Origin of the sequence: Flavobacterium acetivorans (genome assembly GCF_020911885.1) — a bacterium.
Taxonomy (GTDB): domain Bacteria; phylum Bacteroidota; class Bacteroidia; order Flavobacteriales; family Flavobacteriaceae; genus Flavobacterium; species Flavobacterium acetivorans.
The window spans coordinates 1,495,459-1,521,410 of sequence record NZ_CP087132.1 but is presented as its reverse complement, the minus strand read 5'-3'; the positions used below and the strand labels follow the sequence as shown (position 1 = coordinate 1,521,410).

Here is a 25,952-nt window from a genome sequence, read left to right as displayed (position 1 = left end):
TTTCTTCAAAAATAGTATCAAACTCAGTACTTGTTTATTTTTCAAGGGCAGTGACACTTTTGTATTCCTTATTCTTTGTTACCAAAAAATCAATCAACTGAAATTCCTCACTAGGTTTCATCAAAAACCTTGATTTAGGATCATTTTCGCAAAAAACAAGAAAAAGCTTAATTTCATCATCATTCAATTTTAATGTATTAGCAAAAAAAGAATAATTGATGCGCTTCAAGGCAAGCTCAGAAAAGCTGGTTTCCTGATAGAAATCGACTTTTTTAGGATTATTTTTTCTAAGTACCTTTAAAACATCCTTGTAAATCCGTACAAAGTCCATCCCATTTTCAATCCCACCCACTGGCGGCATTGTTCTGTTTTTTGGAGACGATTTTTCGTCATCAAAATACTTAACATCTACATATTTCTGGGTATTACCACTAATTGGATTCAGTTCTTTTTTGGCTAAAACTAATACCTCAGCCAATTCATTTGTGAAAACATCCAATTTTACCACAAACAGTGGATTGATAAATTCCTTCTCTGAGAGAACAATCCTCTTAGATTTAAATGCCAAACTCGAAAAAACCAAAGTATCATTTGCTTTAGCCGGAATAGTAAAGAAACCATACTGATTAACGACCGTCCCCGTTTGAGAATTAACATTAAAAACAATCACATTTTCTACGGGTACCAGATCATTCCTCACCTGACCCTTCAATGTCTTTCTCTCTCCTACTTGAGCAAAACAAAATTGACAGAACAAAGTGAATAGTATTATTGTTGTTTTAGTTTTCATCTTTTATGATTTTATTGTATTTCAAAGCCAAAGTGGTAATTAAAAACTTTGTCAAAGTTTTATTTTTAGCTGCTAAAGCCGCCACAAAACCGTTATCCTCTACGCAGTAATATTGAAATCCCCGAATATAATCTTGTGGAATCTTTAATTCTTCAACATAATATTCATCTTCAAAAAGATACTCTAATCTATTCAATACCGTCTCTTTTCCCTCTACAACAATTTCCTTTTTTAGCATCTTCTTCCTGCCCGAAATAGTATTCAGCAAACCATCAATCCCTCCACCTGATGTAGCGGTATACATTTTCCTTTCGGCAGCTGTATATTTCTTTTGACCATAAGGAATAATTCTTAAGTTTTCAGCCGTTATATGCGAATTTTCATTGATAATCACTTCCTTCAAGGGGATGTTTTTCAACGCCATTTGAACCTTAATCACATCCACCACTAAATCTTGTGCATTGATTCTCCTACGTAAAGTTACGAGATTTACGGCAGAAAAGACCAAAAGATCTCCTTCTTTTACAAAAAGCGAAAAAGTCCCATTTTTATCTGAAACAGTGGTTTTAGAAGTTCTTGTATTGACAATATTAACCGCCTCCACAGAACTGGAATCGGCACGAATTCTTCCCTGAATTTCAATTTCTTTTAATTGTCCAAAAGAAATTTGGCATAATAAAACCAGAAAAATTAATAGAATATTATTTGTTTTCAATATCAATGATTTCTTTATATTTTATAGCTAATTCACTTAACAGAAACTCGGTAGTTGTTTTGTTTTTTGACTCCAAAATTTTAGTGAATTTTTCATTTTCTACAGTGTAATATTCAAATCCTTTCACGTAGTCTGACGGGATTTTTAATCTATTTACAAAATGATTTCGGTCGAACATTTTTTCCAATAACTTCATATAATGCTCTTTTTTCTCCACCTTAAGTTCTTTTTTGAGCATTTTAGTTCTGCCCGAAAGAAAATTAAGCAAAGGATCAGCCGAGACGGAACCTCCAGCCATACTTCCTGCATTTGCCGAAGCATTAAGATCGGTGGCCGTGTATAACTTTCGCTCGGCCTCAGTATATGATTTTTGATTCCCAGGAATAATCCCTAATGCAACAGCATTGATATTATTGTAACGTTTAATCACAACTTCATTCAACTGATTCATTATAGGCTGCATTCGCACCAAAAAAAGACTACTTCCAAAATCTTGGTCTGTCAAAACAACTTGAATCTTTTTATATTGAAAACCAGAAAAAACCAAAGTATCGCCAACTTTGGCCATAATAGAAAACGCTCCTCCATCTTGGGTGACAACCGTGTTTTCTGTCTTTAAATTCACAACATAAATCCCATCAAGACCCGTCATTTCAAAGCTTACTTTTCCATGGAATAATTGACCGGCAGTTCCTTGTCCCGAGACATTAACCGCATTAAAAACAAAAAACAGGAATACGAATCTAAACATGAAACTAGCCCCAATTTAAATATGGGTTGCTTGTAAAAGTATCCTAATTCGCTCCAAATTAATTATTAAGGACTTGGTAAAAATATGTTAATTAAAATCAAAAAACCGCAGAGCATAAAAATACGATTTTATACCTTTAGCCCAATTTATTAAGCAAACACATGAAAAACATAATTATTGCTAGCACATCTACCCTACATGGTGGGGAGTATCTAGACTATATTTTGCCCGAATTACAGAATCATTTCAAAAACTGCAAAACGATTCTTTTCATTCCCTATGCAAGACCAAGTGGTATTTCGCACGAAGATTACACTGCAAAAGTAGCTTTGGCTTTCGCCAAAATAAACATAGCCGTAAAAGGAATACACGAATTTGAAAACGCAGCAGAAGCAGTTCAAAAAGCAGAAGGAATTTTCACAGGAGGCGGAAATACTTTTTTATTGGTAACCCAATTATACAAAAACGAAATCATGACCATTCTTGCCGAAACGGTAAAAATTGGAACTCCTTATTTAGGTACCAGCGCCGGAAGCAACATTTGCGGATTGACTATGCAAACTACAAATGACATGCCTATCATCTACCCGCCCAGCTTCAAGACTTTGGGATTAATTCCTTTTAACATAAATGCACATTACCTGGATTCTGATAGTCAATCAACCCACATGGGCGAAACACGCGAAACAAGAATAAAAGAGTTTCATGTTTTCAACACTATTCCCGTTTTAGGACTAAGAGAAGGAAGCTGGCTGGAAGTAAAAGACGATAAAACACTTTTAAAAGGCAATCTAAGCGCACGTCTTTTTAGACAAAACCAGATTCCCGTAGAAATAGAAAGCGGAACTGATATTAGTGATTTAAAATAAAAAAAGCCGAAACTTAATAGTTTCGACTTTTTTAAAGAGCGAAAGACGAGGCTCGAACTCGCGACAACCAGCTTGGAAGGCTGGAGCTCTACCAACTGAGCTACTTTCGCATTAACAGGGTGCAAATATACAAACTAAATTCAATTTGACGCAAGTTTTTTTTATTTTTTTTTTCAATGATTTAAAATAGTCCAAATCATTAAAAACAAAAAACCTCAAACTTACGTTTGAGGTTTAGAGCGAAAGACGAGGCTCGAACTCGCGACAACCAGCTTGGAAGGCTGGAGCTCTACCAACTGAGCTACTTTCGCATTACTGTGGTGCAAATATAAATAATAAGTTAGCTTTGAACCAAGTTTTTTTAAATAAAAATGCAATAAAAAATCACATCAATTCTTAACCTTTTTAAAATTAAACCTTTATAAATTAATTTATTTTTTATCAAAATGTATTCTATCCAAAAAATCAGTGCTCAGGACACTTATTCAGTCCGCCACCCTGTCCTTAGAAAAGGAAAACCTACAACTACTTGCTACTTTGATGGGGATGATTTAGCAACAACTTCTCATTTTGGCTTTTTCGCAGACCAAGAATTAGTTGGAGTCCTTTCACTATTTAAAAAAACTAACACTCTATTCTTAGAAAAAGAACAAAGTCAGATTCGAGGCATGGCCATTTTAGAAAATCAGCAAAAGAAAGGATTTGGAGAAGCACTAGTCCAGTATTGTGAAAAAGATTGCATTTCAAAAAAAGTCCCTTTGATATGGTTCAATGCTCGAATTCAAGCTGTAGGATTCTATCAGAAATTAGGATACTCCATAAAAGGGAATCCATTTGAAATTGAAAACATTGGCGAACATGTTGTTATGTTCAAAAAACTGATTTAGAAAAAATCGCATTGTATTTTTTCAATTAAAACCCGTTAGACAATCTTAGTAAAACTTGACTATACAATCAAGAAACTAATTTCGAAGTTTCTATATAGCTTTGAGACGGATAGTAAATAAACAAACAAGATTTGTCTTTAATTGTTTGTATAATACCATCAACTAGCGGCAAAGGTACCGCAGGACAACCTAAGCTCCTTCCTAATCTTTTATTGTTTTTTATAAAGGAATCCGACACATAATCGGCTCCATGAATGACAACGGCTCTTTCTCTAGCATTACTATTGATACCCTTTTCTAAGCCATCCAAACGCAATGAATTACCGTGTTTTCCATTGTATATTTCTCCTGTGACATAAAACCCTAAACTACTTTTGAAAGATTCTGCCACATTAGAAAAACTAGCCGCAAATTCATCACCAGTATTTCTTCCGTGTGCGACTAAAGTATTATATAAAATTTTATTCGTATTCAAATCAATCACCCAAAGCCTTTTGGAATTAGATGACAAACTAAAATCAATTAGTGTCAATATGTTTTTACTAATCAAGCCTTTCTCTTTTAATCGATTAAAGCCTTTTAAAGCCTGTGTAAAACTTTCTAATTTAGGCAAAGGGTATTGATCCGAATTCAATTTACTATAAACCTTTTCTTCATCATTGTCAGAACTCGATTTAATCAATTCTACCGCACTGGTTTTTTTAATTTCCGGTAAGAAAAACTTGTTTGGTGACAACGAAATAAACATTAGCAATAAAGCGGGACAAATTTTATAAATCATTGATTATTATAGTTTTAATTTTTTTTGAATGGCTCCAAATATATAACATAAGATTGTTTTTCTAAAACGAACAAAAGCGAAAAAAGCGATTTTGTAATCAAAATAAGACATCTAAAAATGTTAAAGATTTGCTTATTGTGTTAATTATGTTATTTTTGCTTACCTATACCTCTGATTTATGTCTAAATTTCACTATTTACCGTTATACTTTTTAATTTTATTTAATTTTTCCGCTTTTAGCCAAAAAAAGAGTTTAAAAGCGAAATCTATTACAGAAAGTATCACTGTTGACGGAAAAATAATTGAGGATGCCTGGAAGGAAAATACTGAAGTTGCTACCAATTTCATCATGTTTGAACCAGACAATGGCAAACCAATAAACAAAGATAAGAAAACAGAAGTAAAGGTATTGTACGACAACGACGCTATTTATATTTCGGCAATTTTATACGACAACGAACCTGAAAAAATCCAAAAAGAAATAACCAATCGCGATGTTTTTGGGGTATCAGATCATTTTTCAGTTTCCATAAACGGCTTTAATGATGGTCAGCAAGATTTTAGATTTTATGTTAGTGCTGCCGGAGTTCAGATGGATTGTTTAGCAACAAAAGACAATGAAGATTTCACTTGGGATGCAATCTGGGACAGTAAGGTTGCTATAACCAATTTTGGATGGGTTGTTGAGATGAAAATCCCTTACGCTGCTTTACGTTTTTCAAACACTCAGAAACAAATTTGGGGATTGAATTTCATGCGAGAAATAAAACGAGATGTGCAAAAGTACACTTGGAATCACGTCGATACTAAAATTGGTGCTATAATTGCCCAAGCAGGAACTCTTGAAGGTATTGAAAATATGAAAACCGCAACACGTCTTTTTTTCATTCCTTATACTTCTGCCTATTATCAAGAAGATGATTTTGCCTCTGACCGAACATTCAAAGCGGGTCTTGACATCAAATATGGCATCAATGATTCTTTTACCTTGGATGCGATTTTAGTTCCGGATTTTGGACAGACGCGATTCGACAATGCAATCTTGAATTTGGAACCTTTTGAACAAAAACTCGAAGAAAACCGACCTTTTTTTACCGAAGGAACCAATCTATTCAACTTAGGAAATTTATTTTATTCCCGAAGAATTGGTGGCGCCCCTACCACTGGACCTGGACTAGTAACAAATGAAGAAATCACCAACTATCCGAGCAAAGTTGATTTAATTAATGCGGTAAAAGTTTCTGGCCGAACAGAGAATGGTTTGGGAATTGGTTTCTTAAATGCCGTTACCGAGAAAACTTATGCCGAGATTCTGAACAACGACACAAACGAAAGCAGAAAAGAAGTCGTAGAACCCTTGACCAATTATAACATTTTAGTCTTAGACCAACGTTTTAGACAAAATTCTTCGGTTTCTTTTATCAACACAAACACCACACGTAACGGCAGTTTTAGAGATGCCAATGTTTCAGCCTTACTTTTTGATTTAAGCACCAAAGCCAATACTTATAATCTATATGGAGATTTCAAATACAGCACTATCAATGACATTGAAGATTACAATGGTTTTAAAGCGGGATTAAACTTCGCAAAAACTAGCGGGAGATACCGCTATCTTTTTACCGGAAGATACCTTTCTGAAAATTACGACATAAACGATCTAGGTATTATTTTTTACAACAATTACCACGGCGCTTCGGCCAATGTGAGCTATCGAATATTGAACCCTACTACTCTATTCAACAAATTAAAAATAGAACAGGAACTGAATTTTGAATCTCAAAATACAACAGGAAAAACACAAGAAGCCTGGTACAAAACCATAATAAAAGCAAGTACTTTAAAAAATCATTACGTTGAATTTGCATTGGTTGCAAATCCTCTTGAAAAGTTTGATTTTTACGAACCTCGTAATTATGGAAGTTACGTTTACATTCCCAGAAGTGTTTCCTCCTATTTAGGCATTGAATCTAACAGAAACAATCCCCTAACAATTGATGCCACCATCTCAGGAGCAAAGTTTGACGAAGATGGAAGAATCACCTATGGCGTTGCCGTTAGACCCAAATACAGATTCAATGACAAGCTCTCATTAGAATACACCTTAGATTATACCCGTAAAGAAAATGATCGAGGATGGGTCGCTTTCACAAATACCGATATTATTTTTGCCCAACGAAACAGGGAAATTGCCCAACATGATTTTACAGGAAAATATGCCTTGAGCAATAAAATGACCTTAAACCTTACCGCTCGTTATTATTGGTCTTATTCTGAAAACAGTAAATTCTTTAATTTACAACAAAATGGCTATCTAGCTCAAAACGACGACTACACTTTGAATAAAAACAGAAATTTCAATTCTTGGAATTTTGATTTATCCTACTCTTGGTGGTTTGCGCCCGGCAGCGAATTATCGATTTTGTACCGAAACTATGCACAAGAAAGCACCCCCGATGTCGAGAAAAGCTTAAACACCAATCTGAAAAATGTTTTCAACAGCAACATGACTAATATCTTTTCGATAAGTCTCCGCTATTTTATTGATTACAATTCCGTAAAAAACAAATTTTAATTTTCGGCAAGCCTTACAAAAGCAGTCTTCCCCAAAATCATTGCTAAAATCCCTTCGCATAAAACAAAGAAAAACAATTCAACACACATCAACTGCGCAAGGGAGTTATAATTAATTTAAAAAAAACTGTGATAGAAAATGCATTTGTGATTTTTCAACGCTCTTAGCTTGCAAATACATAATTGTGATTTTGTTCGCAATGAAGATTTTAGAAATACTTTATATTTGTATAAAATTAATCAAAATGAACAAGAAAGTAATTCTAATGATTTTAGACGGTTGGGGAAAATCGCCCGACCCTAAAGTTTCTGCAATTGACAATGCCAATATTCCATTCATAAACAGTCTTTACAAGAATTATCCAAGCGCCCAACTTAGAACTGATGGTTTAAATGTAGGTTTGCCGGAAGGCCAAATGGGAAATAGCGAAGTAGGACATATGAACCTGGGTGCCGGAAGAATCGTATATCAGGATTTAGCCAAAATAAATCTGGCTGTGGCCAATAAAACTTTAGCAAAAGAGCAAGTACTTAAAGATGCTTTTCAATACGCCAAAGACAATAATAAAAAAGTACATTTCTTAGGATTGGTTTCTGATGGTGGGGTTCATTCGCATACTTCTCATCTAAGAGGTTTGATTGACGCAACCCAAGATTATGGTTTGAAAGATGTATTCGTTCATGCCTTTACTGATGGTCGTGATGTTGATCCAAAATCTGGAAAAAAATACATTCAGGATCTGGAAAATTATATTGCAAATACTTCGGTAAAAATTGCTTCGGTAATTGGAAGATATTACGCAATGGATCGTGACAAGCGTTGGGAAAGAGTGAAACTTGCCTATGATTTAATTGTAAACGGAACAGGAACTCATTCCAAAAATCTTGATGTATCCATAGAAGAAAGTTACAAAAATGACATTACAGATGAATTCATCCATCCTATTGTCATGGTAGACGAAAATGACAAACCGCTGGCAACAATTCAAGACGATGATGTTGTTATTTTCTTTAACTTCAGAACCGACAGAGGAAGAGAATTAACAGAAGTATTAAGCCAAACAGATTGTCATGAACAAAACATGCACAAGTTGAACTTGTATTATGTTACCCTTACTAATTATGACGAAACCTATAAAAATGTAAAAGTCGTTTACAATAAAGACAACATCACCGAAACCTTAGGAGAAGTATTAGAAAAAGCGAACAAAAAACAAATACGAATTGCCGAGACTGAGAAATACCCTCACGTGACTTTCTTCTTCTCAGGAGGAAGAGAGGAACCTTTTATTGGCGAAAGCCGCATTTTAAAAAACTCTCCAAAAGTCGCTACTTACGATTTGCAACCGGAAATGAGCGCTTATGAATTGACAGACGCCTTAGTTCCTGAACTTGAAAAAGGAGAAGTGGATTTTGTTTGCCTTAATTTTGCCAACGGAGACATGGTTGGCCATACCGGAATTATGAGTGCCGCCATCAAAGCCTGTGAAGCTGTAGACAAATGCGTCGAAAAAGTAATTACCGCCGCCCTAACCAACGATTACACCACAATTGTAATTGCCGATCACGGAAACTGCGAAACCATGATTAATCCTGACGGAAGCCCAAACACGGCTCACACAACCAATCCGGTTCCAATTATTTTAGTAGACAAAGATTTGAAAGTGATTCATGATGGTGTTTTAGGCGATATTGCTCCAACGGTGCTGGATTTAATGGGAATCGAAAAACCGGAGGTAATGACTTGTCATTCTCTTTTATAAAAAAATTGGATTAAAATCCAAACAACTCTCAACTAAAGCTGTTCCAATCGGGACAGCTTTTTTTATTATAAACTACTTTGATTTTATAAGTTCTTATAAAATCGTACTTTTGCCAACTGAAAACAAGAAATATGATTATAGTTAAATCACGTGAAGAAATAGAATTAATGCGCGAAAGCGCATTAATCGTGTCAAAAACATTAGGAATGATTGCTTCTGAAATCAAAGAAGGAGTAACCACTTTATATCTTGACAAATTAGCCGAAGAATTCATTCGTGACCACGGAGCTGTTCCAAGTTTCCTTGGTTTATACGGATTCCCAAATTCACTCTGTATGAGCCCAAATTCTCAGGTAGTACACGGAATCCCAAATAACAAACCATTAGAAAGTGGCGATGTCATATCGGTGGATTGTGGCGCTTACAAAAATGGATATCATGGGGATCATGCCTACAGTTTTGAAATTGGCGAAGTAGCTCCTGAGGTAAAAAAATTATTACAGGTAACCAAAGAATCTTTATACGTTGGAATCAGAGAATTCAGACTTGGTAACCGCGTGGAAGATGTTGGAAATGCTATTCAAAAATATACCGAAGCACACGGTTACGGTGTTGTTCGTGAATTAGTAGGACATGGAGTTGGTCAAAAAATGCATGAAGATCCAGAAATGCCTAATTACGGAAAACGTGGTCGCGGAAAACTTTTTATCGAAGGAATGGTTGTTGCCATTGAACCGATGATTAACTTGGGAACTCGCAACATCAAACAACACAAAGATGGCTGGACAATTACCACCGCTGACGGAAAACCAAGCGCCCATTTTGAACATGATGTAGCTATTATTGACGGAAAGCCAGAAATACTATCTACTTTTGGATACATCTATAAAGCATTAGGAATTGTGAGTAACGAAGAGGATGAATTTAGAAAAACACCTTTAGTTCTGTAATGAAAAAACTCTTCAAACTCGTACTCAATACCATACCTCGCCCATTACTTATTCGTTTAAGTTATGTTGCGCGTCCTATTATCGCTTTTTCATTAAAAGGAAATAAATATACCGATCCTATTGACGGAAAAAGTTTTAAATCGATGTTGCCTTATGGATACGAAACACAACGCAACAATGTGCTTTCGCCAAGTACACTTTCACTCGAAAGACACCGATTACTTTGGTTGTATTTGAACGAGGAAACTGATTTTTTTACTTCTAAAGAAAAAAAGAAAGTCCTGCATTTTGCACCCGAACAGGCTTTTTATAAATTATTCAGAAAACAAAAAAACCTGGATTATACCACAACCGATTTGTTTTCGCCTTTGGCCGATGTAAAAGCTGATATTTGTGATTTGCCTTTCGAGGACAATCAATACGATGTCATTTTGTGCAATCACGTTTTAGAGCACATTCCGGATGACACCAAAGCAATGCAGGAGTTATTCCGGGTTTTAAAACCCGGCGGAATGGCCGTTTTACAAATTCCGCAAGATTTATCAAGAGCCATAACATTTGCAGATGACACGATTACAGACCAAAAAGAGCGCGCTAAGATATTTGGGCAATACGATCACGTTCGAATTTACGGACGCGATTATTTTGATAAATTAAGAAGCATTGGCTTTAAAGTAGTTGAAGAAGATTACACAAACAAAATCTCGCCAGAATTAGTAGAGAAATATTGTTTAGCAAAAGGGGAAATTATCCCTGTTTGTTTTAAATAGGCTCCAAAAAAAGCTTTGACAGATTGGCATAATAATGGTACTACTTTATTTGTTATATTTACACTTTAGCAATACCATTATTATGCTTAAATCTTTTTTACAAAAAATAATCCTACTCCTTTTTATTACTTCAGCTGCTGCCCAAGTAGAGAATGAAGTAAGCCCACCATATAACATAAAAACAGTTTCGTTTGTCCAAAACAATCAAAATGCAATTCCAATATTCCCATTAGGAAGTGGATTTCAATTGCAGTTTGATGATTTATTTGGAAATGAAGCCGATTATTTTTATGAAATTATCCATTGTGACTACAACTGGATTCCTACTGATATCCCAAAAAATGAATATCTACAGGGTTTTGACAATCAAAGAATCCAGGACTATACAAATTCTTTCAACACCTTACAAATTTACTCGCATTACAAATTAGCAATTCCCAATCAGCACACCCAGCAATTGCTTATTAGCGGGAATTACATGCTCAAAGTTTTAAACAGCGATAGAGAACTTGTCTTTTCGAGAAAATTCATCCTTCATGAAGATGTAGCAAGCGTTCCTATCCAAGTAAAAAGAGCCCGAACTGTACCTAATTTAGAATCCAAGCAAAACTTAGAGTTCACTATAAAATCAAAAATTATCACGTTCCAAAACCCTCTAAAAAACATCAAAGTAGTATTGCTTCAAAACGGAAAATTCAACTCCGCCATTAAAAACATCAAACCTCAATACACCATTGGCAATGATTTAATTTACAAATACGATGCAGAAACCCAGTTTTGGGCAGGAAATGAATTTTTATATTTTGAAAACAAAGATATAAGAGCTGCTAACAACAATGTGTCACGAGTGGACTCAAGTACTGATATTTACAATTCTTATCTATACACAAACAATGCCCGAACAAATTTCCCTTATTCCATCACCCAAGATATTAATGGAAACTTTGTTGTTCGAAACTTAAATGCAGCAAATGATGAAATTGAAGCGGATTATGCTTGGGTATACTTTAGTCTTTCTGCCCCAACTTTCCGTTTAAATAAAGACATTTACATCAATGGTATGTTCAACAATTACAGCCTGACCCCAGAATACAAAATGGACTATAACCCAAAAAAAGGGATTTATGAAAAAGCTCTTTTAATCAAACAAGGATTTACAAATTTTGAATATACTGTGGCTGACACCAATAAAAAAATTGACTACCCAAATGCCATAGATGGTAATTTCTACCAAACGGAAAATGATTACACCATTTTAGTTTATTACCGAGAAAATACCGATCGATACGATCGTGTAATTGGAAAAGGCACTACAAATTCAACAAATATCATCAACTAAAAAAACATCCGCATAAACAACAAAACCAAAGCAAAAATTTTGTATTTTTGTTTCTGTAACGCACCCCTTTACTGTTCAAATATGGTAACTCAAATTACAAGAGGTATAAAAATATCAGTATTGACTAGTTTTGAAGGAACCTACTTCAAAAACTACAAAATTCACTTTGCCTTTAGTTACCAAATCACAATTGAAAACCACAGTAAAGATTCTGTTCAACTGATATCTCGCCATTGGGAAATATTTGACTCTTTAAATGATGTCGAAATTGTTGACGGAGAGGGAGTTATTGGAAAAAAACCTGTTTTAAAACCAGGCGAACGCCACACCTATAGTTCCGGCTGCTTACTATCATCTCCTTTCGGCTCGATGAAAGGCTATTTTAACATGATTAATTTCACAAGCACAAAAAACTTCAAAGTTTTCGTACCTACCTTTAGGTTATGCGCACCATTTGCGTTAAATTAAGCTTTTGATTTCTAAAGTTATTTTTGATTTTCTTATCGTTTATTTATACCATTTTTAATTTATCCTTTGTACTTTTGTTGGGCAGTAAATTATTCGCAATCATTAGCGTAATTTATTTTTTTTAATGTCTAATCTTATCTGTATTTAAACAGATTAACAAATTACAACATCATGCTAAAAGGATTTTTTCATGTACCAAAAGCAGTAAACGAGCCGGTAAAGAGCTACGCACCTAACTCACCAGAAAGAGCAGCTGTTCAAGCGGCCTACGCAGAAATGTGGAATTCTAAAATTGACGTTCCTCTTTACATTGGAAACGAAGAAATTAGAACCGGAGACACTAAAACAATGTCAGCGCCTCACGATCACCAACATATTGTAGGGACATACCATCAAGCTGAAAAATCACATATCGAAAAAGCCATTTCAACAGCACTTGAAGCTAGAAAGACATGGTCAAAAATGGCGTGGGAACAACGTGCAGCTATCTTCTTAAAAGCAGCCGAATTGATCGCAGGACCATACAGAGCTAAAATTAATGCAGCAACTATGATTGCGCAATCTAAAACTATTTACCAGGCCGAAATTGATGCCTCATGTGAACTTATTGACTTTTTACGTTTCAACGTAGAATACATGACGCAAATCTATAACGAACAACCTAAGTCAACATCAGACATGTGGAACCGCGTTGAATACAGACCATTAGAAGGTTTTGTATACGCGATCACTCCTTTTAACTTTACAGCAATCGCTGGAAACTTACCTTCTTGTGTTGCTTTAATGGGTAACGTTGTAGTTTGGAAACCAGCTGCAACCCAAGTATATTCAGCAAATTTATTGATGCAAATATTTAAAGAAGCCGGATTACCTGATGGTGTAATCAACATGGTAATGGGAGATTCAGGAATGGTAACCGAAACCTTATTAGCAAATCCACATTTCGCTGGAGTTCACTTCACCGGTTCAACTGGAGTTTTTAATGATATTTGGGCAAAAATTGGAACAAACATCAGCAAATACAAAACATACCCAAGAATTGTAGGAGAAACAGGTGGAAAAGATTTCATTATTGCACATCCATCAGCTAACGCAAAACAAGTAACTACAGGGATTTCTCGCGGTGCATTTGAGTACCAAGGGCAAAAATGTAGCGCTGCTTCTCGTGTATATATTCCACAAAGTTTGTGGCCAGCTGTAAAAACTCAATTAGAAGCCGATTTAAAATCGATGAAGATGGGTTCTCCGGAAGACATGAGCAACTTTATCACTGCTGTTATATCTGAAGGTTCTTTCGACAAATTAGCTAGATATATTGATCAAGCTAAAAAAGATAGCGATGCTGAAGTAATTATTGGTGGAAATTATGATAAATCAAAAGGTTATTTCATTGAACCAACGGTTATTTTGACAACAAACCCAAAATATACTACAATGGAAACCGAATTATTCGGACCTGTTGTAACTATTTATGTTTATGAAGACGCTAAATGGGCCGAAACTTTAGAATTAGTTGACACTACATCTGAGTACGCTTTAACAGGTGCTGTTTTCAGTCAAGATCGTTACGCTATTGAAGAAGCTACTGTAAAATTACAAAACGCTGCTGGTAACTTCTACATCAATGATAAACCAACTGGAGCTATAGTAGGGATGCAACCTTTTGGTGGAGCAAGAGGGTCAGGAACCAATGATAAAGCAGGTTCTATGCAAAATTTATTGCGTTGGGCTTCAGCAAGAACAATTAAAGAAACTTTTGTAACTCCAGTAGACTACAGATACCCATTTTTAGGAGAAGAATAGTCTGAGACCTGCCTCAAGTGACATTATATAAGAAACCCACAAGATTCAATTAGTTGATTTCTTGTGGGTTTTGTCTTTAAATAAAAAAACTTAATTATTGCGCAACAAACTTTAACGGTAAATGCACTACTTTTTTAGTTTCGAAAAATTCATCTTCAAAAAAATCAGCTAGATCGTACTGCGTTGCTTTTGGGAAGTCTTTTAATTCCTCTGTTAAATCTCCACCTTTTAGATATAAAATTCCGTTTTTTAATTCGTGTTTATGCTGTTTCTTGATTTTAGTTTTCACCCAAGAAACAAAATCAGGCATATTAGTAACCGCTCTACTAACGATAAAATCAAAGTCTCCTTTTACGTTTTCGGCGCGAATTTGTTCTGCTTTAACATTTTTAAGCTCCAAGGCTTCGGCAACAGCCTGAACGACTTTTATTTTTTTGGCAATGACATCAATCAGGTAAAATCGTGTTTCAGGAAAAAGTATCGCCAATGGAATTCCGGGAAAACCGCCGCCAGTACCCACATCCAGTACATAAGTTCCGGGTTCGAATTTCATTATTTTAGCTATTCCCAAAGAATGCAAAATATGCTTTGTATACAAAGCATCAATATCTTTTCTTGAAATAACATTTATTTTTTCGTTCCAATCATGATATAGCAAGTCTAATTTCGCGAATTGCTCTTTTTGAGCCTCAGTCAAATTAGGAAAATACTTAAGAATCTCGTCCATCAGTCTAATTTTTTAACAAAAGTACTCTTTTTAGCTTGGAAATATTTAACTCAATTTTGCAAATTGAAAATTTATAATAATTATCTTTGGAAACTATTTCAATTTTATATGAATAATACTGCTCCTACATTTGCTAAGCAAGATCCTTTGAAGTTTTTCAGAACACTTAACTCCCGAGTTAACAACTACTTTAAAGAAAATAATATCCAAAAAACCGGAAACTGGAAACTTCACCTCAAAGCTGTCATCTTATTTACAGTTTTTCTTGTTCCTTATTTTCTTATTCTAACCCTTGATATGCCGTTTTGGGCTCACTTACTTTTAACCATTGTTATGGGGATTGGAATGGCTGGAATTGGCATGAATGTCATGCACGATGGCAACCATGGATCGTATTCAAACAAAAGCTGGATTAATAAAATAATGGGAGGAACCATTTATGTATTAGCCGGAAACGTATACAACTGGCAGGTACAACACAATGTTTTACATCATACCTATACAAACATTCCCGGCCATGACGAGGATCTGGATGCAGGAAGAATCATCCGTTTTACGAAAAGTGCAAAATGGCATAGCTTTCACCGCTTCCAACAATATTATTCTGTTTTCTTATACGGTTTGCTTACATTCAATTGGGCGATTACAACCGATTTTAAACAGATGAGAAACTACCTTAAAAGAAAATTATCTTACGGAGAAGCCAAAAGTCCAAAAATCCTTTGGACAACTTTGATCATAACAAAAATAATCTATGTGACTATCTGGATTGCATTGCCTATAATCATTGGAATCACATGGTGGAAAGTGCTGATAGGCTTCTTTGTCATGCATTATACAGCCGGATTAATCCTAAGCATCGTATTCCAATTAGCACATGTTGTTGAAGAAACAACCAACCCTTCCCCAAATGAATTAGGAGAAATGGATAACACTTGGGCAATTCATCAATTGTTCACGACAACTAATTTTGCTCCAAAAAACAAAATAGTAAACTGGTACACCGGTGGCTTAAATCACCAAATAGAACACCATATATTCCCGAATATAAGTCACATTCACTACGGTAAAATTGCCAAAATTGTTCGTGAAACCGCACAAGAATGCAATCTGCCTTATTACGAATACAAAACGATGCGAAGTGCCGTTATTGCTCACTTCAAGCATCTAAAAGAGTTAGGAATGAAACCGGAACTTAACTAACAAGAGAACTAAAAACGTATCTAAAAATATTTAACTACAACCTATTTACAATGAATCCACTTTCAGACAGAATCAACAACCTGGCTACCTCGCAAACACTAGCAATGGCAGCTTTGGCCAGAGAATTAAAAGCGCAAGGAAAAGACATTATCAGCTTAAGCTTAGGAGAACCGGACTTTAACACGCCCGATTTCATCAAAGAAGCAGCAAAGAAAGCAATTGACGAGAACTACAGCACTTATTCTCCAGTAGAAGGATATCTAGAATTGAAAGAAGCAATCTGCAGAAAATTCAAAAGAGACAATAATTTAGAGTACAAACCTTCACAAATTGTCGTTTCAACAGGAGCAAAACAATCTTTATACAATATTGCACAAGTAATGTTAAACGACGGTGACGAGGTAATCTTACCAGCTCCATATTGGGTTTCATATTTCGAAATCGTAAAATTATCCGGTGGAGTGCCTGTAGAAGTTCCAACTTCTGTAGAAACGGACTTCAAAATCACAGCTGAACAACTGGAAGCTGCCATCACACCAAAAACTAAAATGATGTGGTTCTCTTCTCCTTGCAACCCAAGTGGTTCAGTATACAGCAGAGAAGAATTAACTGCCTTAGCTAAAGTATTGGAAAAATATCCAAATATTTATGTTGTGGCTGACGAAATATATGAACATATTAATTTTTCAGGGACTTTTTGCAGTATCGCATCTATCCCAGGAATGCTAGAAAGAACAATCACTGTAAACGGAGTTGCCAAAGCATTTGCAATGACAGGATGGAGAATTGGTTATATAGGAGCACCAGAATTTATCGCAAAAGCCTGTACTAAAATCCAAGGACAAGTAACTTCTGGAGCAAACTCCATTGCACAACGCGCTACAATCACCGCATTAGATGCTGACCCTGCTGTATTAAACGAAATGGTTCAAGCTTTTCACAACCGTAGAGATTTAGTAGTTGGATTATTAAAAGAAATTCCAGGAGTAAAAATCAACGTTCCTGAAGGTGCTTTTTATGTATTCCCAGACGTTTCTTCATTCTTCGGAAAAACATTAAAAGGAACCGAAATCAAAAATGCGATGGATTTATCAATGTACCTTTTGGCCGAAGCTAACGTAGCCACAGTTACAGGTGATGCTTTTGGGAATCCAGATTGTATTCGTTTTTCATACGCAACAAGCGACGAAATCTTAAAAGAAGCTTTAAAAAGAATCAAAAACGCTTTGGCATTGTAGTCAAAAACGCATTCTATACCATTTTGCCTCAAGGAAACTTGGGGCATTTTTTTTGGGCGTGCCCCGCCAAAAAAAGCGGGTCAGGCTATTCGCTCTAGCTTTTATTCCGCTAGGCTTCATAAAAGGATGCCGCTACTATCCTTCACGCGAATAAAACTAACAAGGCGAAAATACTCAATCCGCAAAACATAATATATAACACAAAATAATCAGCGAATTATCGCTCAAAAAAAAGCAATTCAGTATTTTTACATCTCAAATTAGATTTAAAAACGATGAAAATACTATTGCTAGGTTCAGGCGAATTAGGAAAAGAATTTACAATTGCAGCCCAACGCATCGGCCAAACCGTTATTGCTGTTGATAGCTATGAAAACGCACCAGCCATGCAAGTAGCTCATGACTTTGAAGTCATCAACATGCTTGATGGTGAAGCTTTGGATCGCATTGTAGCTAAACACAATCCTGATTTTATCGTTCCAGAAATAGAAGCCATCCGTACCGAGCGTTTTTACGATTACGAAAAACAAGGAATCACAGTGGTTCCCTCTGCCAAAGCGGCTAACTTTACTATGAATCGCAAAGCCATTCGCGATTTGGCCGCTAAAGATTTAGGACTAAAAACAGCTGCTTATCGTTACGCTACAACTGCCGAAGAATTAAGACAAGGAGTCGAAGCCGTTGGAATGCCTTGTGTGGTAAAACCATTGATGAGTTCGTCAGGAAAAGGACAATCAACCATAAAAACCGAAGTGGACATTGAAAAAGCATGGAATTATGCGGTAGAAGGTTCCCGAGGTGATGTGGTAGAAGTTATCGTTGAAGCATTTGTGAAATTCAATTCCGAAATCACTTTATTAACCGTTACTCAAAATAACAATCCAACACTTTTTTGTGCTCCGATAGGACATCGTCAAGAACGAGGTGATTACCAAGAAAGCTGGCAACCCGCTAGAATTTCGGACAAAGACTTATACGAAGCACAGGACATGGCCGAAAAAGTAACTGAAGCTTTAGGAGGCGCAGGACTTTTTGGAGTCGAGTTTTTCTTGGCAGATGATGGTGTTTATTTCTCGGAACTCTCTCCAAGACCACACGATACCGGAATGGTAACTTTGGCAGGTACACAAAATTTCAACGAATTTGAACTGCACCTAAGAGCTATTTTAAGCTTACCTATTTACGAAATTACCTTAGAAAAAGCAGGAGCCAGTGCTGTAATTTTAGCCACAGCAAACTCAAACAATCCAAGCTTTAGCGGAATTGAAAAAATCGCTTGTTTACCCAAAACTGATTTCAGACTTTTTGGCAAACCTACATCAAGACCATATAGAAGAATGGGTGTCGCTTTGACCTATGGCAGCTTAGAAACTCCAATCGAACAAATTGTCGAACGAGCTAAAAAAGCAGCCGATTTAATCTCTGTACACTCATAAATTTCATTTAGAAACCCTAAAATCTGTGGGAGTAACAGTAGTGTTTTTTTTGAAAAATCTAGAAAAATAGGAATAATCATCATATCCCAATGCGGTAGCAATCTCATTGACAGTCATTTTCTTGTCCATCAACATACGCTTTGCCTCGAGAATAATCCTATCGGTAATAACATCTGTGGTTGTTTTTTTCAGGATCTCATTACATATTCGATTCAAATGCTTTAATGTAATATTGAGTTGTGAAGCATAAAAAGATGCTGCTTTTTGATCTTTGAATTTTTTTTCTAAAAGCTTCTCAAATTCACTGATTTTCACATTATAAGAATGCTTTTCATATACATAGGTTTCACTATATTTTCGAGCAATTTCAATATGAATGATATCTAGCAAATTCATTATTTTATCTTGCTTTAATGCTTTGTTTCCTTGGTTTTCAACAATTAAACTATTAAAATAAGGCAACAAAGCTTTTGATTCAGCATGATCAAAAATAATTTCGGGAACACTATTAATTGAATGATAGAAAGAATAGTCTTCAATTCCTTTTTGTCCAAAATAAAGATTATACACTTCCTGAGAATAGAAAATAACAAATCCCTCCACATCATCGGACAAATTCCAATGATGCATCTGTCCGGGTTGCATCATGAAAACACTTCCCGGTTGCACCTTATAAGTGTCAAAATCAATTTCATGAAAACCGGAACCCTTAGTAAAAAAGGTTAAAACATAAAAACTATGCCTATGAGGTTCCTCTACAAAACTATGATCTATCAAATGGTTTTTGAACGTATTGACATACAAATCGCCATTAACTGAATTACAGTTAAACCGCTGAATATTGTAAATAGGATACTTTTTCATAAGCTTAAAAATGTCTTTATTGTGCTATAATAAGCGAATATAGAAAACATCTGAAACATAGCTTATAGATATCTTTGAAAAAAAATAACAAAAATGTCAAGCACAATTGCCCACATCCTAAACAATGACTGCCCTCATTGTCATCAAGGCAAAATTTTTAAAGAAAAAAGCATCTTTTTTAAATTTGGATTCCCAAAAATGAACTCCCATTGTTCTCATTGCCAGTACAAATTCGAAAAAGAACCTGGTTTTTTCTTCGGTGCCATGTATGTCAGTTATGGCCTGACCGTAGCCGAAAGTATTGCCACTTATGTCATTGCCCAATTCTTTTTTGACAAAGCTTTCGATTTAAGACTCATTCCTATTATAGGTGTAGTTATTCTCGCAATGGCCTCCTTTAACATTAGACTCTCGCGATTATTATGGATTTATATGTTCAAAAATTATTCGATGTAAAAATTTGAAATAGCAATCCAAAAAAGTACTATATTGGTCGGAATAAATTTGAAACGAAATGAAAAAAATTCTAACTTCTATATTCCTGTTCTCAGTATTAGTAGCCACTGCCCAAGATAAAAAAGAACAGCCAAAAACACAAATTCTAGATGCAGCCTGCGGACAATGCCAGTTTAAAATGGAAGGATACGGCTGTGATTTAGCAGTGCGCATTGACGGGAAAAATTATTTTGTAGATGGAACTTCGATTGATTCCCATGGCGACGCCCATGCCGATGACGGTTTTTGTGCCGTTATTAAGAAAGCAGAAGTTGTTGGCGAAATAAAAAACAATCGCTTTGTGGTTACGCATTTCAAAGTACTTCCCGAGCAAAAGAAAAAAGACCAAAAATAGTGTCCCTCATTCTACTCAATATCAACAAACACATCTCGCTTAGTCCAGAAGAGCAGCAACTTTTTTTGTCCAAAACTGAAGTCCATCATTTTAAAGCCAAAACCATTTTGTTGAATTCCGGCCAAGTTTGTAAACATTCTTACTTTGTAAATTCAGGAACACTCAGGAGTTTCAACATCAATGATAATATTGTCGAGCATGTGCTTAGTTTTGCTTGTGAAGGCTGGTGGATTAGCGATATGTATAGTTTAATTTCACAAAAACCCGGTAATCTCTTTATTGAAGTTCTGGAAGATGCCGAAGTGGTATTACTTTCAAAAGAAAACCAAGAACAGCTTTATATCGAAATACCAAAATTCGAACGCTTTTTTAGAATTCTGACCGAAAACTCCCTAGTGGCTAATCAACAAAGACTAATGGACAGTTTAAGCTTATCGGCCGAAGAACGCTTTGAAAAATTTTGCGAAAAATACCCCACTTTAACCCAAAAAATTCCTCAAAAGCAGATTGCTTCTTATATAGGCGTAACACCCGAATTTTTCAGTAAGATGAAAAGCAGATTACTAAGAAATCAATAAGTCGTCTTCAGTCGCAATTTAGAGTCTTAAAAACGCAATACTACTTTTCTTAATCTACATTAAGAGCCTACTCCTTTCAATGGTTGTAAATTTGTATCATAATAATCACTAAATTTATATATCATGAAAAATACCGTTTTACATAAAGCAGATACAAGAGGACATGCAGATCATGGTTGGCTAAACGCTTATCACAGTTTTAGTTTTGCAAGTTGGTACAACCCAGACCGAGTTCAATTTGGAGCACTTCGTGTATTGAATGATGACACCATTGCAGGCGGAATGGGTTTTGGCACACACCCCCATGACAATATGGAAATCATCACCATTCCTCTTGAAGGCGATTTAGCCCATAAAGACAGCATGGGAAATACGGAAACCATTAAAACCGGTGACATTCAAGTTATGAGTGCCGGAACTGGGGTAAAACACAGTGAATTTAATCCAAATTCTGATCAAAGAACAAAATTATTGCAAATTTGGGTTTTTCCAAACAAAAGAAATGTAACGCCTCGTTACCAACAGATTACTTTAGATTCTGAAGATCGAAAAAACAAATTACAACAAATTCTTTCACCAAACGAGGAAGATGCCGGAGTTTGGATTCATCAAGATGCTTGGTTTCATTTGGGCAAATTCGACAAAGGAATTGAAACTACTTATGATTTAAAAAAATCAGATAATGGCGTTTATATTTTTGTTCTTTCCGGAAATCTATCCATCAACGGACAGGAATTAGAAACTCGAGATGGTCTAGGGCTTTGGGACACCAATTCTTTAGAAATTAAAGCAACTTCTGATGCCGAATTCTTATTAATGGAAATCCCAATGCATTATTAATTAAAAAATTAGGTTATGAATGCAATTCCAGAACTAGAGTACAACGAGAAAAAAGGCCATTTCCACATCACAGTAAATAATCAAACAGAAGCCAAAATGACCTTTGTTTTCGCTGGTGAACACAAAATAATCATTGACCACACCGAAGTAAATCCAGCTAGTAACGGCAAAGGCTATGGGAAAAAATTAGTAGAAAAGGCCGTTGAATTTGCCCGAGAAAAAGGAATTACAATTCTTCCTTTATGTCCTTTTGCTAAAAGTGTTTTTGATAAAACACCTGAATTAAGAGACGTATTGTAACCTAAAAACTAAGATTATGGATCCAAAAGACATCAAAAAAGAATACACTAACGGAGAAATTACCATAATATGGCAATCAGGCAAATGTATTCATTCAGGCAACTGTGTACGAAATAATCCCGATGTTTTTCAACCTAAACAAAAACCATGGATTAAGATTGAAGGATCTTACAGCAAAAAAATTATTGATGCGGTACAAAAATGCCCATCAGGAGCTTTAACTTATTACAAAAATAACATATAAAAACATCTTATGGCAACAACAAAATGGGCAATTGACCCAACACATTCAGAAATAGGCTTTAAAGTAAAACACATGATGTTTACTAATGTTTCAGGTAAATTTGAAACTTATGACGCTACAATTGCTACCGAAGACGAAAACTTCGAAAATGCAAAAATTGAATTTTCAGCCGACATTAATTCTGTTAATACTCACAATACGGATAGAGATACCCATCTAAAAAGCGCTGACTTTTTTGACGCTGACAATCATCCTAGACTTACTTTTAAAGCATCTTCTTTTTCTAAGATAGACGATCATAATTACACTTTGACAGGAGATTTAAGTTTAAGAGGAGTAACAAAACCTGTACAATTCCCAGTTGAATTTAGCGGATTAATGAAAGATCCTTGGGGAAACACTAAAGCCGGATTGAACATTTCAGGCAAAATTAACCGTAAAGATTGGGGACTAAACTGGAATGCGGCTTTGGAAACAGGTGGTCTTTTAGTAAGCGAAGAAGTACGTTTACAAATCGAATTGCAATTGGTAAAATTGTAATTCCAAAACAGATTCCTAATACTAAAACAGCCTTATTTTTCAAATGAAGAATAAGGCTGTTTTTTTTTTGTGTATTACAAAAGCTAAACTTTCTCTTTAGCCCTGATGGAAGTAAAAATCCTTTACAGCCGGGGTTCGGCTGGAAAGATTGAAACGTACAGCAGGAGAAAAACTGATTAGAAGCACTTGATGAATGCTCCTAAAACTCCTTGCCATAAATTATAAAAAAATAGTATTTTTGCAGTCGGTTTAATTTATTGAATCGTTCAATCTTTAAATAAAAAAACTACAGATGAAAGCATACGTATTTCCAGGTCAAGGGGCACAATTTACAGGAATGGGTAAAGACCTATATGAAAACTCTACATTAGCCAAAGAATTATTTGAAAAAGCAAATGAAATATTAGGTTTCCGTATCACAGACATCATGTTTGAAGGTACGGCAGAGGAATTAAAAGAAACCAAAGTAACCCAACCGGCAGTCTTTCTTCATTCGGTAATTTTGGCTAAAACATTAGAAAACTTTGAACCAGAAATGGTAGCAGGACATTCTTTAGGCGAATTTTCGGCCTTAGTAGCCAACGGTGCTTTGTCCTTTGAAGACGGTTTAAAATTAGTTTCGCAACGCGCTTTGGCCATGCAAAAAGCTTGCGAAATAAAACCATCAACTATGGCGGCCGTTTTAGGATTGGCCGATAATATCGTCGAAGAAGTTTGCGCTTCAATTGACGGGGTTGTAGTCGCAGCAAACTACAATTGCCCGGGACAATTAGTGATTTCGGGAGAAACATCAGCAGTAGAAAAAGCTTGTGAAGCGATGAAAGCCGCTGGCGCAAAAAGAGCCCTATTATTGCCTGTAGGTGGTGCATTTCACTCGCCAATGATGGAGCCGGCAAGAGAAGAGCTGGCAGCAGCAATTGAAGCAACTACTTTCTCTACACCTATATGTCCGGTATATCAAAACGTAACAGCAAGTGCTGTTTCTGATCCTGCTGAAATAAAGAAAAATCTAATTATCCAATTAACTGCTCCGGTAAAATGGACACAATCAGTACAGCAAATGATTGCCGACGGCGCTACCTTATTTACCGAAGTAGGTCCAGGAAAAGTATTAGCCGGATTGATTGGAAAAATCGATAAAGAAGCTGCAACAGCGAATGCTTAATTTAAAAGGCAGCTTCTAATTTGCAACGTACAGCCTTCAAAATGGGGCTCAACGATAAAATACTCATGAACAAAAGTTTATGAGTATTTTTTTTTATCTTTATCAACAATACTCTAAATCGATTATTAATTCATCTAAAACCAAGAAAATGAGAAAAGTACTTTTAGGATTAGCATTTATTGCAACTTTAATGACTTCGTGCAAGAAAGAAACAAAAGACGAAGTAAAAGAAGCTACCGAAGCCGTAGGCGACGAAATGAAAGAAACTATAGATTCAGCAAAAGTAAAAGCTGATGCTGCAATTGACTCTACAAAAGTCAAAGCCGCAGAAACACTTGAAAAAGGGGCTGAAAAAATGGACGAAGCCGCTGAAAAATTAAAAAAATCAGGTGAAAAATAATTACCAAAAAAAGGCTGTCCTTATTGACAGCCTTTTTTTTATTCTCTGATTTTTTGCTCCCATTTCCAAGCGCTCGCTAAAGACTCCTCCAGAGTAGACTTAGCTTTCCAACCTAAAATTTTATTCGCTTTATCAGTATTGGCATAAGCCTCAGTGATATCACCTTCACGACGAGGAACTATTTTATAAGGTAATTTTTTACCACTTACTTTTTCAAATGCTTGAATTACTTCCAAGACTGAACTTCCTGTTCCAGTTCCCAAATTAAAGGTTTCAACCTTGGTCTCATTTTTCTTACTCAATAATCGCTGCAAAGCAACTACATGCGCCTTGGCCAAATCTACTACATGAATATAATCACGAATCGCTGTTCCGTCAGGAGTAGGATAATCATCTCCGTAAACTGATAATTGCTCACGCAAACCAAAACCGGTCTGGGTAATAAACGGCACTAAATTTTGAGGAACACCGATAGGCAATTCTCCTATTTCAGCCGAAGGATGAGACCCAACCGGATTGAAATAACGCAACAAAATGGCGTTCACATTAGTCACTTTGGCCACATCAGTGATGATTTCTTCTCCAATTTGCTTGGTATTTCCATAAGGAGACATCGCCGTTTGAATCGAAGCATCCTCTGTTATTGGCATTGTTTCCGCTTGGCCATAAACCGTACAAGACGAACTGAAAATAAAATGCGCCTCTGGTTTTTGCTGTAATTCCTGAAGCAAATAAACTAAAGTATTGATGTTATTTTCATAATACAACAACGGATTCTCGACACTTTCCCCTACTGCTTTTGAAGCAGCAAAATGAATTACACCGGAAATATCATCGTGTTTTTTGAAAAAATCCTGAACTGATTTTTTCTCTCTAAGATCTAATTTTTCAAAAATGGGCATTTTAGCTGTTATAGCAACAATTCCTTTCAAAACTTCTTCCGAAGAATTAGATAGATTATCGATAATTACTACTTCAAATCCTTCATTCTGCAATTCAACAACGGTGTGCGAACCTATAAAACCTAATCCGCCTGTTACTAATACTTTCATGTAATCTTAATTTGTTGATTCGTTTAATCGGTTTATCGATTAAACGAATAACCGA

At 35.7% G+C, this 25,952-nt stretch carries 28 protein-coding genes and 2 tRNA genes; 21 read left to right on the top strand and 9 right to left on the bottom strand.

Features of this window, described 5'->3' with window-relative positions; genetic code table 11:
* Nucleotides 1-34 precede the first annotated feature (34 nt).
* The 3 genes from bamP to LNP19_RS06725 are packed head-to-tail and all read right to left on the bottom strand — an operon-like array spanning nucleotide 35 to nucleotide 2,256.
* A complete protein-coding gene (gene bamP, locus LNP19_RS06735; protein WP_230064014.1) occupies nucleotides 35-790 on the bottom strand; it encodes a BamP family beta-barrel-assembly machinery protein in 756 nt (251 codons plus the stop codon).
* A complete protein-coding gene (locus tag LNP19_RS06730; RefSeq protein ID WP_230064013.1) occupies nucleotides 780-1,505 on the bottom strand; it encodes a carboxypeptidase-like regulatory domain-containing protein in 726 nt (241 codons plus the stop codon). The genes bamP and LNP19_RS06730 overlap by 11 nt, the downstream gene beginning before the upstream one ends.
* A complete protein-coding gene (locus LNP19_RS06725) occupies nucleotides 1,492-2,256 on the bottom strand; it encodes a hypothetical protein (protein WP_230064012.1) in 765 nt (254 codons plus the stop codon). Before LNP19_RS06725 ends, LNP19_RS06730 begins: the two co-directional genes overlap by 14 nt.
* A 161-nt stretch (nucleotides 2,257-2,417) precedes the next feature.
* Here LNP19_RS06725 and pepE point away from each other — a divergent pair, with 161 nt between their 5' ends.
* Entirely contained in the window at nucleotides 2,418-3,125 is a 708-nt protein-coding gene (pepE, locus tag LNP19_RS06720; RefSeq protein WP_230064011.1) for a dipeptidase PepE, read from the top strand.
* A 37-nt stretch (nucleotides 3,126-3,162) separates the two neighbouring features.
* Here the strand turns inward: pepE and LNP19_RS06715 are convergent.
* Both LNP19_RS06715 and LNP19_RS06710 read right to left on the bottom strand, forming a co-directional pair.
* Nucleotides 3,163-3,235, bottom strand: a tRNA-Gly gene (locus LNP19_RS06715).
* Between the two features lie 128 nt (nucleotides 3,236-3,363).
* A tRNA-Gly gene (locus LNP19_RS06710) sits at nucleotides 3,364-3,436 on the bottom strand.
* 135 nt (nucleotides 3,437-3,571) lie between these two features.
* Here LNP19_RS06710 and LNP19_RS06705 point away from each other — a divergent pair.
* Nucleotides 3,572-4,012 carry a GNAT family N-acetyltransferase gene (locus tag LNP19_RS06705; protein ID WP_230064010.1) on the top strand — a complete coding sequence of 147 codons (441 nt, stop codon included), beginning with the start codon at nucleotides 3,572-3,574 and terminating at the stop codon, nucleotides 4,010-4,012.
* A gap of 67 nt (nucleotides 4,013-4,079) precedes the next feature.
* Here the strand turns inward: LNP19_RS06705 and LNP19_RS06700 are convergent, their stop codons facing one another.
* Complete coding sequence (locus LNP19_RS06700) at nucleotides 4,080-4,793, bottom strand: murein L,D-transpeptidase catalytic domain family protein (protein ID WP_230064009.1); 714 nt, start codon at nucleotides 4,791-4,793, stop codon at nucleotides 4,080-4,082.
* A gap of 178 nt (nucleotides 4,794-4,971) precedes the next feature.
* Here LNP19_RS06700 and LNP19_RS06695 point away from each other — a divergent pair, with 178 nt between their 5' ends.
* The 7 genes from LNP19_RS06695 (at nucleotide 4,972) to pruA (ending at nucleotide 14,460) form a co-directional block, all read left to right on the top strand.
* On the top strand, nucleotides 4,972-7,368 hold the full coding sequence (locus LNP19_RS06695) for a DUF5916 domain-containing protein (protein ID WP_230064008.1): 2,397 nt from the start codon (nucleotides 4,972-4,974) through the stop codon (nucleotides 7,366-7,368).
* 244 nt (nucleotides 7,369-7,612) lie between these two features.
* Nucleotides 7,613-9,130: a 2,3-bisphosphoglycerate-independent phosphoglycerate mutase gene (gene gpmI / locus LNP19_RS06690; protein WP_230064007.1), complete on the top strand. Its 1,518-nt coding sequence runs from the start codon at nucleotides 7,613-7,615 to the stop codon at nucleotides 9,128-9,130.
* Between the two features lie 131 nt (nucleotides 9,131-9,261).
* The gene (gene map / locus LNP19_RS06685; RefSeq protein ID WP_230064006.1) at nucleotides 9,262-10,080 is read left to right on the top strand and encodes a type I methionyl aminopeptidase; all 819 of its coding nucleotides are present in this window, start codon (nucleotides 9,262-9,264) and stop codon (nucleotides 10,078-10,080) included.
* Nucleotides 10,080-10,850, top strand: a complete 771-nt coding sequence (locus LNP19_RS06680) for a class I SAM-dependent methyltransferase (RefSeq protein WP_230064005.1) — start codon at nucleotides 10,080-10,082, stop codon at nucleotides 10,848-10,850. The genes map and LNP19_RS06680 overlap by 1 nt, the downstream gene beginning before the upstream one ends.
* Nucleotides 10,851-10,932: 82 nt before the next feature.
* Complete coding sequence (locus LNP19_RS06675) at nucleotides 10,933-12,189, top strand: type IX secretion system plug protein (protein WP_230064004.1); 1,257 nt, start codon at nucleotides 10,933-10,935, stop codon at nucleotides 12,187-12,189.
* Between the two features lie 81 nt (nucleotides 12,190-12,270).
* Entirely contained in the window at nucleotides 12,271-12,657 is a 387-nt protein-coding gene (apaG, locus tag LNP19_RS06670; protein ID WP_230064003.1) for a Co2+/Mg2+ efflux protein ApaG, read from the top strand.
* A gap of 171 nt (nucleotides 12,658-12,828) precedes the next feature.
* Nucleotides 12,829-14,460: an L-glutamate gamma-semialdehyde dehydrogenase gene (gene pruA / locus LNP19_RS06665; RefSeq protein ID WP_230064002.1), complete on the top strand. Its 1,632-nt coding sequence runs from the start codon at nucleotides 12,829-12,831 to the stop codon at nucleotides 14,458-14,460.
* A 94-nt stretch (nucleotides 14,461-14,554) separates the two neighbouring features.
* Here the strand turns inward: pruA and rsmG are convergent, their stop codons facing one another.
* On the bottom strand, nucleotides 14,555-15,187 hold the full coding sequence (gene rsmG, locus LNP19_RS06660; RefSeq protein WP_230064001.1) for a 16S rRNA (guanine(527)-N(7))-methyltransferase RsmG: 633 nt from the start codon (nucleotides 15,185-15,187) through the stop codon (nucleotides 14,555-14,557).
* 108 nt (nucleotides 15,188-15,295) lie between these two features.
* Here rsmG and LNP19_RS06655 point away from each other — a divergent pair, with 108 nt between their 5' ends.
* From LNP19_RS06655 to purT, 3 genes are all read left to right on the top strand, one after another.
* On the top strand, nucleotides 15,296-16,390 hold the full coding sequence (locus tag LNP19_RS06655) for a fatty acid desaturase family protein (protein ID WP_230064000.1): 1,095 nt from the start codon (nucleotides 15,296-15,298) through the stop codon (nucleotides 16,388-16,390).
* A gap of 50 nt (nucleotides 16,391-16,440) precedes the next feature.
* Nucleotides 16,441-17,628: a pyridoxal phosphate-dependent aminotransferase gene (locus LNP19_RS06650; RefSeq protein WP_230063999.1), complete on the top strand. Its 1,188-nt coding sequence runs from the start codon at nucleotides 16,441-16,443 to the stop codon at nucleotides 17,626-17,628.
* A 275-nt stretch (nucleotides 17,629-17,903) separates the two neighbouring features.
* A complete protein-coding gene (gene purT / locus LNP19_RS06645; RefSeq protein WP_230063998.1) occupies nucleotides 17,904-19,064 on the top strand; it encodes a formate-dependent phosphoribosylglycinamide formyltransferase in 1,161 nt (386 codons plus the stop codon).
* Between the two features lie 3 nt (nucleotides 19,065-19,067).
* Here the strand turns inward: purT and LNP19_RS06640 are convergent, their stop codons facing one another.
* Nucleotides 19,068-19,928 (bottom strand): helix-turn-helix domain-containing protein, encoded by an 861-nt coding sequence (locus LNP19_RS06640; RefSeq protein WP_230063997.1) that lies wholly within the window; start codon nucleotides 19,926-19,928, stop codon nucleotides 19,068-19,070.
* A gap of 198 nt (nucleotides 19,929-20,126) precedes the next feature.
* On the opposite strand from LNP19_RS06640, the gene LNP19_RS06635 reads away from it, so the two are divergent.
* The 9 genes from LNP19_RS06635 to LNP19_RS06595 all read left to right on the top strand — a co-directional run bounded on the left by LNP19_RS06635 (nucleotide 20,127) and on the right by LNP19_RS06595 (nucleotide 24,845).
* Nucleotides 20,127-20,384 (top strand): DUF983 domain-containing protein, encoded by a 258-nt coding sequence (locus LNP19_RS06635; protein WP_230063996.1) that lies wholly within the window; start codon nucleotides 20,127-20,129, stop codon nucleotides 20,382-20,384.
* A 58-nt stretch (nucleotides 20,385-20,442) separates the two neighbouring features.
* A complete protein-coding gene (locus LNP19_RS06630) occupies nucleotides 20,443-20,778 on the top strand; it encodes a DUF6370 family protein (protein ID WP_230063995.1) in 336 nt (111 codons plus the stop codon).
* Entirely contained in the window at nucleotides 20,778-21,356 is a 579-nt protein-coding gene (locus LNP19_RS06625; RefSeq protein WP_230063994.1) for a Crp/Fnr family transcriptional regulator, read from the top strand. The genes LNP19_RS06630 and LNP19_RS06625 overlap by 1 nt, the downstream gene beginning before the upstream one ends.
* Nucleotides 21,357-21,479: 123 nt before the next feature.
* Nucleotides 21,480-22,196 carry a pirin family protein gene (locus LNP19_RS06620; protein ID WP_230063993.1) on the top strand — a complete coding sequence of 239 codons (717 nt, stop codon included), beginning with the start codon at nucleotides 21,480-21,482 and terminating at the stop codon, nucleotides 22,194-22,196.
* Between the two features lie 15 nt (nucleotides 22,197-22,211).
* Nucleotides 22,212-22,496 carry a GNAT family N-acetyltransferase gene (locus LNP19_RS06615; protein WP_230063992.1) on the top strand — a complete coding sequence of 95 codons (285 nt, stop codon included), beginning with the start codon at nucleotides 22,212-22,214 and terminating at the stop codon, nucleotides 22,494-22,496.
* 16 nt (nucleotides 22,497-22,512) lie between these two features.
* Nucleotides 22,513-22,740 (top strand): (4Fe-4S)-binding protein, encoded by a 228-nt coding sequence (locus LNP19_RS06610; protein ID WP_230063991.1) that lies wholly within the window; start codon nucleotides 22,513-22,515, stop codon nucleotides 22,738-22,740.
* Nucleotides 22,741-22,749: 9 nt separating this feature from the next.
* Nucleotides 22,750-23,280: a YceI family protein gene (locus tag LNP19_RS06605; RefSeq protein ID WP_230063990.1), complete on the top strand. Its 531-nt coding sequence runs from the start codon at nucleotides 22,750-22,752 to the stop codon at nucleotides 23,278-23,280.
* A 292-nt stretch (nucleotides 23,281-23,572) separates the two neighbouring features.
* Nucleotides 23,573-24,445, top strand: coding sequence for an ACP S-malonyltransferase (gene fabD, locus LNP19_RS06600; protein WP_230063989.1), 873 nt, complete (start codon nucleotides 23,573-23,575; stop codon nucleotides 24,443-24,445).
* 148 nt (nucleotides 24,446-24,593) lie between these two features.
* On the top strand, nucleotides 24,594-24,845 hold the full coding sequence (locus LNP19_RS06595; RefSeq protein ID WP_230063988.1) for a hypothetical protein: 252 nt from the start codon (nucleotides 24,594-24,596) through the stop codon (nucleotides 24,843-24,845).
* 38 nt (nucleotides 24,846-24,883) lie between these two features.
* Here the strand turns inward: LNP19_RS06595 and galE are convergent, their stop codons facing one another.
* Nucleotides 24,884-25,897 carry a UDP-glucose 4-epimerase GalE gene (galE, locus tag LNP19_RS06590; RefSeq protein ID WP_230063987.1) on the bottom strand — a complete coding sequence of 338 codons (1,014 nt, stop codon included), beginning with the start codon at nucleotides 25,895-25,897 and terminating at the stop codon, nucleotides 24,884-24,886.
* Nucleotides 25,898-25,952: the final 55 nt, after the last annotated feature.

Excerpts from the sequence above, each read along its gene's own strand:
- LNP19_RS06620 (WP_230063993.1), top strand. The coding sequence starts at position 21,480 with ATGAAAAATACCGTTTTACATAAAGCAGATACAAGAGGACATGCAGAT.
- LNP19_RS06675 (WP_230064004.1), top strand. The coding sequence starts at position 10,933 with ATGCTTAAATCTTTTTTACAAAAAATAATCCTACTCCTTTTTATTACT.
- LNP19_RS06680 (WP_230064005.1), top strand. The coding sequence starts at position 10,080 with ATGAAAAAACTCTTCAAACTCGTACTCAATACCATACCTCGCCCATTA.
- LNP19_RS06595 (WP_230063988.1), top strand. The coding sequence starts at position 24,594 with ATGAGAAAAGTACTTTTAGGATTAGCATTTATTGCAACTTTAATGACT.
- LNP19_RS06725 (WP_230064012.1), bottom strand. The coding sequence starts at position 2,256 with ATGTTTAGATTCGTATTCCTGTTTTTTGTTTTTAATGCGGTTAATGTC.
- LNP19_RS06655 (WP_230064000.1), top strand. The coding sequence starts at position 15,296 with ATGAATAATACTGCTCCTACATTTGCTAAGCAAGATCCTTTGAAGTTT.
- LNP19_RS06700 (WP_230064009.1), bottom strand. The coding sequence starts at position 4,793 with ATGATTTATAAAATTTGTCCCGCTTTATTGCTAATGTTTATTTCGTTG.
- fabD (WP_230063989.1), top strand. The coding sequence starts at position 23,573 with ATGAAAGCATACGTATTTCCAGGTCAAGGGGCACAATTTACAGGAATG.
- map (WP_230064006.1), top strand. The coding sequence starts at position 9,262 with ATGATTATAGTTAAATCACGTGAAGAAATAGAATTAATGCGCGAAAGC.
- pepE (WP_230064011.1), top strand. The coding sequence starts at position 2,418 with ATGAAAAACATAATTATTGCTAGCACATCTACCCTACATGGTGGGGAG.
- purT (WP_230063998.1), top strand. The coding sequence starts at position 17,904 with ATGAAAATACTATTGCTAGGTTCAGGCGAATTAGGAAAAGAATTTACA.
- LNP19_RS06610 (WP_230063991.1), top strand. The coding sequence starts at position 22,513 with ATGGATCCAAAAGACATCAAAAAAGAATACACTAACGGAGAAATTACC.
- LNP19_RS06640 (WP_230063997.1), bottom strand. The coding sequence starts at position 19,928 with ATGAAAAAGTATCCTATTTACAATATTCAGCGGTTTAACTGTAATTCA.
- pruA (WP_230064002.1), top strand. The coding sequence starts at position 12,829 with ATGCTAAAAGGATTTTTTCATGTACCAAAAGCAGTAAACGAGCCGGTA.
- bamP (WP_230064014.1), bottom strand. The coding sequence starts at position 790 with ATGAAAACTAAAACAACAATAATACTATTCACTTTGTTCTGTCAATTT.
- rsmG (WP_230064001.1), bottom strand. The coding sequence starts at position 15,187 with ATGGACGAGATTCTTAAGTATTTTCCTAATTTGACTGAGGCTCAAAAA.
- LNP19_RS06635 (WP_230063996.1), top strand. The coding sequence starts at position 20,127 with ATGAACTCCCATTGTTCTCATTGCCAGTACAAATTCGAAAAAGAACCT.
- LNP19_RS06615 (WP_230063992.1), top strand. The coding sequence starts at position 22,212 with ATGAATGCAATTCCAGAACTAGAGTACAACGAGAAAAAAGGCCATTTC.
- LNP19_RS06630 (WP_230063995.1), top strand. The coding sequence starts at position 20,443 with ATGAAAAAAATTCTAACTTCTATATTCCTGTTCTCAGTATTAGTAGCC.
- LNP19_RS06695 (WP_230064008.1), top strand. The coding sequence starts at position 4,972 with ATGTCTAAATTTCACTATTTACCGTTATACTTTTTAATTTTATTTAAT.
- gpmI (WP_230064007.1), top strand. The coding sequence starts at position 7,613 with ATGAACAAGAAAGTAATTCTAATGATTTTAGACGGTTGGGGAAAATCG.
- LNP19_RS06605 (WP_230063990.1), top strand. The coding sequence starts at position 22,750 with ATGGCAACAACAAAATGGGCAATTGACCCAACACATTCAGAAATAGGC.
- galE (WP_230063987.1), bottom strand. The coding sequence starts at position 25,897 with ATGAAAGTATTAGTAACAGGCGGATTAGGTTTTATAGGTTCGCACACC.
- LNP19_RS06705 (WP_230064010.1), top strand. The coding sequence starts at position 3,572 with ATGTATTCTATCCAAAAAATCAGTGCTCAGGACACTTATTCAGTCCGC.
- LNP19_RS06650 (WP_230063999.1), top strand. The coding sequence starts at position 16,441 with ATGAATCCACTTTCAGACAGAATCAACAACCTGGCTACCTCGCAAACA.
- apaG (WP_230064003.1), top strand. The coding sequence starts at position 12,271 with ATGGTAACTCAAATTACAAGAGGTATAAAAATATCAGTATTGACTAGT.